The organism is Sulfuricurvum sp., assembly GCF_049305995.1.
GTDB lineage: Bacteria > Campylobacterota > Campylobacteria > Campylobacterales > Sulfurimonadaceae > Sulfuricurvum.
In genome coordinates this window covers 1-2,092 of the sequence record NZ_JBAQPS010000318.1, presented here as the reverse complement: position 1 = coordinate 2,092, position 2,092 = coordinate 1, and the positions used below count along the sequence as shown (strand labels likewise).

The following is a 2,092-nucleotide window of genomic DNA, read 5'->3' as shown; positions in this document are numbered from 1 at the left end:
TTAGTGCAGTGTGGACTAATAACTCCTGATTTGCGATCAAGTTATTGTGAATCTCTTTTGATTGGGTTGAAATGTTTTCGAGCCGTTCAACCACTTTTAATTCCGCCCGTAAAAAATCAAAGATGGGATCATCTGAATCGATCTTTATGCCGAATTCTTGAAAGACTAAATTTCTTAGTCTTTCAGTTTCTGCTTTTCTCTCCGGGCTCATTGTAAAATTAATCCGAGCATTTCATCATAGTCACCCGAAACAATTTGCAATCGTTTTTTGACCGGCAAAGAACCATCCATGAGTAAAGCCTCTCCGATGGTTAAATGTTTCTTCCCTAACTCTTCCAACTGCTTACCGTAGGTATCCATCGAACGAATTGGTATCTCCACAATATTGATTGGCAAGGTTGATAATGCGTCATCGAGCAACATTAAATTTTTAAGGTTTCTTCCGTGCTCATCAGCTGCCTTTCCGAAGAACTCATTGACCACGGCAACGATTTTGGATGATTTAGAATTTTGGGCGATCCCACAAACTGCCCCAAGTCCTTCGATGCAATCGGTAAAGTTTGCTCCACCGGCTACAGGAATAATAAAATATACTTCAAGACCCGCATCTTCAAGCAATTCAAACATGTCTATCTCATAAGCGTAATGCAATAGTGCAAGAAAGTTCGATGCACCAGTGTCCACGAATGTTGCTTCTGCGGAGTTATTGACAATAAGCTCTATCAGCTCATCGAATTTGAGAGAATCGATTTTAAACTCATTGTCTCCAATCAGATCCAGGAACGCGACGTCTAATCCTAAGTGTTGGTGAAATGTATCGTTAACCGGGTCGGTATCCAATAGCGCAACTTCTTCTTTACCGTATTTACGGATCAATGCTTCCGATAAGCGAACTGCGATTGTTGTTTTGCCCACTCCGCCTTTTCCTTGTACACAAAAAAATACTTTGCGTTGCTTGCCTTCTTGCTTCTTTGCCATGTTATTGTTCTCCTTCGTTTTGTGAATTATTTTCAGCTGTAGCTTTTTTGATTGCTGCTAAAACTTTTTTACTTCGCGCGAAAGCGTAGACTCGCCCGCTAAAACTTTTTTTTGTTTTCCCATTTGCAACTTCCGGAAATTTTTCCAAAAGAAAATCTACGATAACCGAAGTTTTAACACCGGAGACAGCAGCTTGGACGAACAAATCAATATGTTTGTGCAATGAGTTGTTTTGCTTTCCATTTTTCTTTATGTATTCCATAAAATCTTCGTTTGTTGAAGTTTTCAAAAATACTCCTTTTGTTTTTTGTTTCTACAAATTGTAGTGTATGCAAATATTAACTAAATGTCAATACTTTTTATTATTTTATTGTTTTTTAAAAGTTACAGTATTGTAAAAAGTGGAGATTTTTGGGGAATTCCCCAAAAAATTAGTATGTAGATTGTTTTGAAGAATTTTTTTCTAAGACCGGGTTTTTCTCATGATTTCGGATAAATTCTTTAGCTCTGCTGCTAATTGATCGAAAGATAATTCTGAGTCGCCCGGCGACATAAGCTCTCCCATCATCTTTTCGAGCGAACTCATTCTCTCCATTAACTGTGTCGTGTTCTTGTCTATTTTGACCACTAAGGTTGCTATCGATCGTAGATCCATGAACTCCTGGTGCGTAAGATTCTCTGTTTTCATTTTCATTTCCTTTTTTGAGTGTTGATTTTTTTTCTTTTGGGATTTTCCCCATGGTTGTTGATTTTTCGACGTCTAATTTGACGTTTCCGATAAATTTTTTAACATCGTCAGTCCACAATTTTATTTTTTCTCTGGTTCGCGTAATTTCCGTGTAAAAAGCATTGAAATTAGCGAGCTTCGAATTTGCATAGATCAAAATGCTATCCGTGGTCTTCCCCTGACTGTTGTAATCAGTCAAGGCATGACCTAACTCGAAATAATTATAGGATGCGAGGTCAACCTTGACGATATCCGGGGTTTTGCCTATCTCCGCCTTGTTGATCGAAATCGACTTTTGGTTTGGATCGATATCAACGATAAAACCTTTTTGTCCATTTTTAATAGCGGATCCCTGATTTTTTTTAAAAACAATTGGCTCTCCAACAC

General features: G+C 38.0%; 4 protein-coding genes. All 4 read right to left on the bottom strand.

What is annotated here, in order from left to right; genetic code table 11:
• Positions 1–211: hypothetical protein (locus WA010_RS10985; protein WP_422557159.1), on the bottom strand; the 211-nt coding region annotated here is incomplete at its 3' end.
• Positions 208–978, bottom strand: a complete 771-nt coding sequence (locus tag WA010_RS10980; protein ID WP_422557158.1) for a hypothetical protein — start codon at positions 976–978, stop codon at positions 208–210. The genes WA010_RS10985 and WA010_RS10980, both read right to left, overlap by 4 nt.
• A 1-nt stretch (position 979) precedes the next feature.
• Positions 980–1,267: a hypothetical protein gene (locus WA010_RS10975; RefSeq protein ID WP_422557157.1), complete on the bottom strand. Its 288-nt coding sequence runs from the start codon at positions 1,265–1,267 to the stop codon at positions 980–982.
• Positions 1,268–1,409: 142 nt separating this feature from the next.
• A partial coding sequence (locus WA010_RS10970; RefSeq protein ID WP_422557156.1) for a hypothetical protein occupies positions 1,410–2,092 on the bottom strand: 683 nt, incomplete at its 5' end.